We start from the raw sequence: 7,284 nt of genomic DNA on the forward strand, positions 1-7,284 counted from the left end.
GATCAGCGGCCGTCCTGCACCATCAGCGTAACTTCGACTCGGCGGTTCTTGGCACGACCGGCGGGGGTGGCGTTGTCGGCCACGGCTTCCGCGTCGGCCTTGCCTTCGGCGCGCAATCGGCCGATCTCGACTCGCTCGGCCAGCAGGTTGCGGAAGGCCTCGGCGCGGGCCTGCGACAGATGCCAGTTGGACGGGAAGCGCAGCGAACGGATGGGCTGGTTGTCGGTGTGGCCGGTGATCTGCACCTGGCCCTTCATGCGCTGCAGCGCCTCGCCAATGCGCAGCACCAGCGGCCGCAGTTCCGACGACACCTCGGCGCTGCCGGGGTTGAACAGGCCGTCGCCCTTGATGATGACGATGGAGCGGTCGGCCAGGTCATTGACCTGCACCAGGCCGGCCTTGACGTCGAGATCCAGCAGCCCGGCCAGGCGGGGCGCGGCGGGCGGCGGTGTCGGCGCGGCGACGGCAGCAGTCTTCACGTCGAAGCCGCGCAGCGACGCGAAGACGGCGTCCGAGGCGCCATTGATGCTGAAGCGCAGGCCGATGTAGACCAGCATCAGCAGCAGGGCCATGGCGGCCCAGATCACCCACAGCGGCAGCTTCTGGCGCAGGCCGCCCTCGCCGGGTTCGGCGCCCTGCCAGCGCGGTGACAGCGCCGGGTCGGGGTTGCTGCCTTGACGCAGCATCTGCGCCAGGCGCGCGCGCACGCCGTCGAGCTGGGCGCGGCCGTTGTCGACGACGCGGTAGCGGCCCTCGAAGCCGAAGGCCAGGCAGACGTAGAGCAGCTCCAGCAGGTTGCGGTTGGCCGGCACGTTCTCGGCCAGCTTGGCCATCAGCGCGAAGACCTTCTCGCCACCCCAGGATTCGTTGTGGAACTGCACGAGCAGGCTCTGCGCCGCCCAGGCGCCCGAGCCGCCCCAGGGCGTGCTGGCGGCGGATTCATCGAGCAGGGTGCACAGGATGTAGCGGCCGGCGATGACCTGCTCGTTGGGCAGGCCCTCGGCACGGGCCTTGGCCTCGAAGGCGCGGATGCCTTCGGACAGGGCGTCCTTCAGCCCGGCGGGGTTGGGGTGCTGGGCGCTGTGGCGCACGCGGGGCGCAGCCGACAGCAGCGGCATGGCGGCCGCCACCAGCGGGTTCATGCTGGCCGAGGTGAGGGCTTCGAGGGCCATCGGTGCCTCGCGGCCGGCCGGGCCGGCGGGAACGCCGGCGGGCGCTTGGCCGGCGGCAGGCCGTGCCGGGGCCTGGGGCTGGTGCAGGCCAGTGACAGGCCGGCCCGCGCTCGGCTTGATGACGGTGCGGTCCTGCCCGAAGGCGGCAAAGGGGTCGTCGTTGTTGGGATCGCTCATGGGGCGGGCCGATCAGAAGATGTCAGGCACGAATGGCCCAGAACTCCAGCTCAAGGCCGGGGAACTCGCCGGCGATGTGCATGGCCAGGCCGCCCGAGCTTTCGAGCTGCTTCCACAGCTCGTTGCCGCGCGTCTCCAGCTCGAAGTAGTTGTGGCCGGCGTGGTAGGGAATCTGGCGCGGCGCGACCGGCAGCGGGCGCAGCGTGACGCCGGGCAGCTGCAGGTTGACGAGGTCGCGGATGCGCTCGACCGGGCCGATCTTGACCTGGGTGGGGAAGCGGGCGCGCAGGGCGTCGCCGGGCAGTTGCGCCGACACCGCCAGCACGAAGGTGGCCGTGCGCTGCAGGCCGACGTCGGGGATGAGGGCGACGCGCACGCCGTAGGCACGGTCCTGCAGCTCGATGGGGATGGCGGTCTGCTCCATCACCATGGACAGCGACTGGCGCAGGTCGTCGATGACGGGCCTGAACGTGGCGGCCAGGTCGTCGTGCACATAGTCGGCATAGGCCGCGGGGCGGCGGCTGTCGCGGAAGGTGGCGAGGTCGCCGGCCACCGTCAGGCATTCGCTGTACAGCCGCTCCGGGTGCAGCACCGACACCGCGCGCAGGTGGCTGAACAGGGCCTGGCTGCGGTTGACGGCTTCCAGCAGCAGGAAATCGGAAATCTCGCCGACGCCGCCGCGGCCGGGGGCGGCCAGGCGGGCGGCCAGGGCCTCGCCGCGCTGGTTCAGCAGGCCGCAGAGTTCGCGCACATAGCCGTCCAGCACCGGGTGGGCCGGCGCATGCAGCAGGGGCGGTACATAGCTGGGGTCGAGCACGACGCGGTTGTCGGCGCGGCGCTCGACGACGCGGGCCACGCCCAGCGTCGCATAGCCCTCGCCGGCGTCGCGCTGCAGCATCAGGCGCAGGTTCAGGCGGCCGATCTGCAGGGCGGCGTCGCGGTCGAGCTGGGAATTGCTGTCGCCGACATTGACCTCGGCGGCCATGAAGCGCGGCCCCATGGCGCCGGCGGCACCTTCGGCGTCGGTCTCGACGACGCCGGGGCGTTGCAGGGTGACGGCCAGCACGACGATCTCGTTGCGGGCGTCGGCGGGGATGTCCAGGGCCGCGGGCGCGGCGTCACCCCCCGGGGCGGAAAAAGCCGTGCCGTCGGGCAGCAGGCCCTGGGCGGCGGCGAGGCCGACCTTGCCCAGGGGCAGGGAGGCATCGTCCAGGCTCAGGGCCGCGAAGCCCCAGGCATAGGCCACGGCCTGTTGCAGGCGCTGGCGCCACTGGTGCTCCCAGTGGCGGTCGTGCTGCTGGAAGTGCTGCGGCTGGAGGAACATGCCCTCCGTCCAGATCACTCGGTCACGCCAGGTCATGGATGGGATCGCCTCAAGGGAGCAAGAGAAAACAACGGTAAGCAGCCACGGCGGCCTGCGATCAGGCACTGAGTGACTGGCGGCGACGCTTGGTTCCCCGCTCCATCGGGAACCAATCGGCGCTGGCGGTCACACAATCTGCGGCTCAATCCCGCCAGCCGACCGAGTGCCCGTCATGAAGAAGTTTCGCCCCCTCTTGGTTCTTTCCTTGTGCGGTCTCACCCTGAGTGTGTCCGCGTTGGCCCAGACGCCCGAGATTCCGCCTCCAGCGGCATCGGCCGCCGAGGCCGTGGACCTTGGCAAGACCGTGCCCACGGCCGATGCCATCAACGAAGGCCTGTTCCCTGACGACAAGTGCAAGGAACTGGAGGCTTCGGGCTTCAAGTGCATGGGCTTCAAGCCCGCGATCAAGTATTCGCTGCCGGCGACCTCCTTCAAGGTCGGCTCGGCCGAGTTGCCCGCCACGCTGAAGAAGCAGCTGGACGTCTTCGCCGACGTGCTCAAGACCAAGAAGAACAGCGAGCGCAAGGTGCGCGTCATCGGCCACGCCGATGCCTCCGGCACCCCGCAGGCCAACCAGGCCCTGTCCATCAAGCGCRCCGAGTCGGTGCGCAACTACCTCGTCGCCAAGGGGGCCGACCCGGCGCTGCTGGTCATCGAGGGTGTGGGCGCCAGCGAGCCCAAGAACCCGTCCAAGCCCAAGGCGGACGAAAACCGCCGCGTGGAGATCGGGCGCAAGTAAGCCGACTGCGAGCAAGCAGCAAAACCGCCCGAGGGCGGCTTTTGTGCTGGCTGGCTGGAAATCGCGTTTCGGGCCGAGCGCTGGGCCTGCCATGGGCCAGAGGCCCATGGCCTTCCGTAGGCACAAGCAGTCCGCAGGGACTGCTTGTGTCCGACTCCAGTTCACCGAGCCGGCCCGCTGTGGCGATGTGTATGCGGCTCGACGCCGCATGCATCGCCGTCCCCTCGGGGGACCGGTCGGGCGCGCCCGCGTCCAGCGCGGCGAGACCGGACGAGGGGCTAAACCCCGCCGAGCACCTTGCCGATCTCGACGAAGTGCTTGAGCATCTTCTGCGCCTCCAGCACCGACTTGCTGTATTCCAGCAGGAACTGGGTCACGACCTTCTTCTCGTCGGCGCCGCCCTTGACCTTGGCCTCCAGCTTGGCTGACGCGGCCTTGTTGGTCTCATTGCCGATGTCCGACAGATGGGGCAGCGTGAAGTAGTCCGACATGGCGCTGCCCGCATAGAACTTGGCGGCCAGCTTGGGGAACTGGGCCTTCACGAACTGGTCCCAGGTCTTGAAGCTGGTCGTCAGCATGCGGTGCGGGCCGTCGGCGCCGAAGACCTTGTTCACATTGGCCACCGTCGGATTGGCCTCGGCCGTCTTGACCATATTGATGATCTTGACCGCGAGGTCGGCCGCCGCCTTGGCCGTGGCCATCGTCGCGACGTATTCCTTGGTCTTGTGCAGGCGCTCGCGGAAGTCCTTGTCCAGCGCCTTGCTGACGTCGTCAGGGAATGCCGCGAGGGCGACCTTGAAGGCGGTGATGGCGTCCAGGATGCCCTTGACGTAGGTGGTGGCCGATTTCGGGACCGTCTTGCTCTTGGCGAAGTCGCTGTGCGCTGCGGTGGCGATGATCTTGAGCGCGCCGAGCTTGTTGTTGACGGCCGCCTCGGCCTTGGTCAGGCCGCTGAGCAGGCCCTTCTTGTATTCGGCGAAGTCCACCGGGTCGAACACGCCGTCGTGCGGCTTGATGGCGGAATAGCCACCGCGCTTGAACTCCAGCTCCACCGCCGCCAGCGCGGCGCCGACGTCGGTCTTGCCGACGAAGAGCTTGGCCAGTACGCCCTTGTTGCGGTCCCACAGGGCCTTGGTGAGTTCGGGCGGGTAGGGCATGGACAGGTCGGCCATTCAAAGTCTCCTCAACGATGGGTGGAATTGGACCGACGCTGAGTGACCGACAGTGCGGGGCGGTTCCCGACGCCTGCGCTCAGGGCACCATCTCGGTCACCTGCCCCGGCGACACGATGCTGACGACGCCGGCATAGGCGCACATCAGCTTGGAGGTGTTGTTCAGCACCGGCATATTGGCCAGCATGACCGTCGGCGCGCCCGGCACCCAGGGCGCGGGGAAGACCGGCACGCAGGGCATGGGCGTCAGCGTGAACACGCCCTGGGCCGCGGCCGTGGCGGCGGCGGTGGCGGAGGCGACCGCCGGGTTGGCCATGCTCTTGCACGGGCCGAAGGGCTGGATGTTCACCATGGGCTTGTTGTCCATGATGTTGGCCGCCGGCTGGCTGCTGGTCTGCATCTTGTTCAGCGGCAGCACTTCCAGCGCGCTGGGCTTGGAGCCGAAGGTGCACATCAGCTGCGCACCCTTGCAGACATGTTGAGGCATGACGCTTCTCCTCAATCAGCCCCGAGCCAGAGGGCCAGGGCGGTGTAGTTATCGTGGTTGGGCTTGTCGGCCGCGGCCAGTCGCACGCGTTGGGCGAGGTCGTTCAGCCAGGCCTGAGGGTCCGGCGCGAAGGACAGGGCCGAGGCGATTTMCTCGTCGGTCATCCATTCCCACAGGCCGTCGGTGCACATCATCAGCGCCTCGCGGCCGACCAGCGGCCAGGGCTGGGGCGACACGCTGATGTGCAGGTCTTCGCCCTGGGTGCCGAGGGCCGAATAGAGCTCGCTGCGCTTGGGGTGGACGCGGGCGCCGGCCTCGTCGAGCAGGCCACCGTCGATGAGGGACTGCACCAGGCTGTGGTCGCGCGTGCGCTGGGCCAGGCGGCCGTCGCGAAAGGCGTAGAAGCGCGAATCGCCGCAGTGCCCCCACAGCGCATTGCGCTCCTGCAGGTCGATGGACAGCACGACCACCGTGGAATGCATATTGCGCAGCTGCGGGTTGGCGGCGCGCTGGGCGAGCAGCTCGCGGTTGGTGTCGATGAGCAGGGCTTCCAGCGCCTGCGGGTGGTGGGCGGGCAGGCCGGCATAGCCCTGCAGCACATGGCTGACGGCGAGCTTGGACGCGATGTCGCCGCCGCCATGGCCACCGGCGCCATCGGCCAGCACGCAGCAGAGGTAGCGCTCGGAATGCCAATGGCCGCAGGCGTCCTCGTTGTAGTCGCGGCCGCCCTGTTCGGACATCAATGCGAGCTCGATCTGCACGAGTGCCCTCTCTATCGTGATTCGTTTTGAAGCGCGTCGAGCTGCGCTTCGTAGGCGCGCAGGAACTCGCGCCCGAAGACCTGGTGGAAGTCGTCCGACAGTTCGCCGGCGATCTGCTGGTACTCCTGCTGGAACACCGACCAGAGCTGGGCCTTGCGCGCCGCTGGCAGCAGGCTGGACAGCACCGACTTCTGCGTCAGCCGCGACTCCAGCGAGGCCGGGTCGAAGCGCTGCAGCAGGCCTTCAAGGGCCGCGCGCATGCCGGCCAGGAAGGCGAGCTGGTGGGCGCGCAGGTCGTCGAAGGCATCGCGCATGGCCTGCTGCGGCGGGATGAAGCCGCGCACCGACGGGCCCAGCAGATGGCCCAGGGCGACCTCGGCCGTCGGCGAGAACTTCAGCGGGTTGTTTTCCTTGGCGACGATCATGGTCGACTCGGCACGCACCTCGCGCTTCAGTGCGGCGCGGGCGACCAGCAGGTCCACCGTGCCGCGGGCCGACTCGTGCACGAGCTGGCCCAGCAGGCGCATGAACTCCGGCGTCAGGCCGCTGGCCGGTAGGGTCGGAATGCCCAGGCCCTCGCGGAAGGCGGCCAGCAGGGCGGCCTGGTCGGCCGGCACGGCGGGAGCCGCGCTGGCGACCGGTGCCGCCGGCGCATGCGACGCCACCGGGGGCGGTGGCGGCGGCATCAGCGGTGCCGGCGTAGCCGCGATCGTCGTCATCGGCGGCGCGATGGTGACCTGCTCCGGCGCCTCGGCCTTCTTGCCGGCGCGGATGATGGTGCGGCCTTCGCCGGCGCTGTCGTTCCAGGACACGACGGCCCCTGACAGCGTGCCGGAGGGGTCGAGGGCGTTCAGGGCCGCCATGGAAGCAGCAGGCGGGCGGGGGCGCTGCCCCGTCGTCGTCGCGGACGAGGAAGAAGGGGCCGGCGCATTCGGCGGGATGAAGGGCCGGTTCAGCTCCGAGGACGTGTCCGGCAAGGCCTGGCCCGCTGCTGCGGGCAGCATGCCCAGGGCCTTCAAGGGGTCGGCATGGCCGGCCATATTGGGCTGGGCCACGGCCTCGCCGAGCAGGGACTGGGCCAGCGGGTTGTTGCTGGCGGGCGTCGGGGCGCCGAGGCCGAAGAGGGCGTCCAGCGAATCGCCGGCCGCGCCGCCGCGGCCACCACTGGCGGGCAGGTCGGGAATCAGCGGTGTCGGCGCGCCCGCGCCCAGGTCCAGGCCGAGGGCGCGTGCACCGGCTGAAGATGGGGCGGCCTGGGCCTGCCTGGCCGGTGGCGCGGCGGCGAACGGGTCCCAATCGGCGGGAATGCCGCCCATGGCTGCGGGCGCCGCGGGCGGCGGTGGCGCGAAGGCCGGTGCCGGCCGGGCCTGCGGGACGGGCTGCTTGGACACCGTGCCGCCGAACAGGCCCAGC

Annotated in this window: 7 protein-coding genes; 1 reads left to right on the forward strand and 6 read right to left on the reverse strand. The window is 69.8% G+C overall.

Features of this window, described 5'->3' with window-relative positions:
* Positions 1-2: 2 nt before the first annotated feature.
* Together AC1DW3_RS25385 and tssK are read right to left on the reverse strand one after the other, a co-directional pair.
* Positions 3-1,349, reverse strand: coding sequence for a DotU family type VI secretion system protein (locus tag AC1DW3_RS25385; RefSeq protein ID WP_477936107.1), 1,347 nt, complete (start codon positions 1,347-1,349; stop codon positions 3-5).
* A gap of 22 nt (positions 1,350-1,371) precedes the next feature.
* Entirely contained in the window at positions 1,372-2,709 is a 1,338-nt protein-coding gene (tssK, locus tag AC1DW3_RS25390; RefSeq protein WP_477936109.1) for a type VI secretion system baseplate subunit TssK, read from the reverse strand.
* A 238-nt stretch (positions 2,710-2,947) separates the two neighbouring features.
* Here tssK and AC1DW3_RS25395 point away from each other — a divergent pair, with 238 nt between their 5' ends.
* A complete protein-coding gene (locus tag AC1DW3_RS25395) occupies positions 2,948-3,451 on the forward strand; it encodes an OmpA family protein (protein WP_477936111.1) in 504 nt (167 codons plus the stop codon).
* Positions 3,452-3,729: 278 nt separating this feature from the next.
* On the opposite strand, the gene AC1DW3_RS25400 is transcribed toward AC1DW3_RS25395, so the two are convergent.
* From AC1DW3_RS25400 to tagH, 4 genes are all read right to left on the reverse strand, one after another.
* Positions 3,730-4,623 carry a hypothetical protein gene (locus AC1DW3_RS25400; protein ID WP_477936113.1) on the reverse strand — a complete coding sequence of 298 codons (894 nt, stop codon included), beginning with the start codon at positions 4,621-4,623 and terminating at the stop codon, positions 3,730-3,732.
* Positions 4,624-4,702: 79 nt separating this feature from the next.
* The gene (locus AC1DW3_RS25405) at positions 4,703-5,110 is read right to left on the reverse strand and encodes a DUF4280 domain-containing protein (protein WP_477936115.1); all 408 of its coding nucleotides are present in this window, start codon (positions 5,108-5,110) and stop codon (positions 4,703-4,705) included.
* An 11-nt stretch (positions 5,111-5,121) separates the two neighbouring features.
* The gene (locus AC1DW3_RS25410; protein WP_477936117.1) at positions 5,122-5,871 is read right to left on the reverse strand and encodes a PP2C family protein-serine/threonine phosphatase; all 750 of its coding nucleotides are present in this window, start codon (positions 5,869-5,871) and stop codon (positions 5,122-5,124) included.
* Between the two features lie 11 nt (positions 5,872-5,882).
* Positions 5,883-7,284, reverse strand: a 1,402-nt coding sequence (gene tagH, locus AC1DW3_RS25415; RefSeq protein WP_477936119.1) for a type VI secretion system-associated FHA domain protein TagH, incomplete at its 5' end; no start/stop codon positions are given.

Source organism: Roseateles sp. P2_H4, assembly GCF_056403315.1.

Excerpts from the sequence above, each read along its gene's own strand:
- AC1DW3_RS25400 (WP_477936113.1), bottom strand. The coding sequence starts at position 4,623 with ATGGCCGACCTGTCCATGCCCTACCCGCCCGAACTCACCAAGGCCCTG.
- AC1DW3_RS25405 (WP_477936115.1), bottom strand. The coding sequence starts at position 5,110 with ATGCCTCAACATGTCTGCAAGGGTGCGCAGCTGATGTGCACCTTCGGC.
- AC1DW3_RS25385 (WP_477936107.1), bottom strand. The coding sequence starts at position 1,349 with ATGAGCGATCCCAACAACGACGACCCCTTTGCCGCCTTCGGGCAGGAC.
- tssK (WP_477936109.1), bottom strand. The coding sequence starts at position 2,709 with ATGACCTGGCGTGACCGAGTGATCTGGACGGAGGGCATGTTCCTCCAG.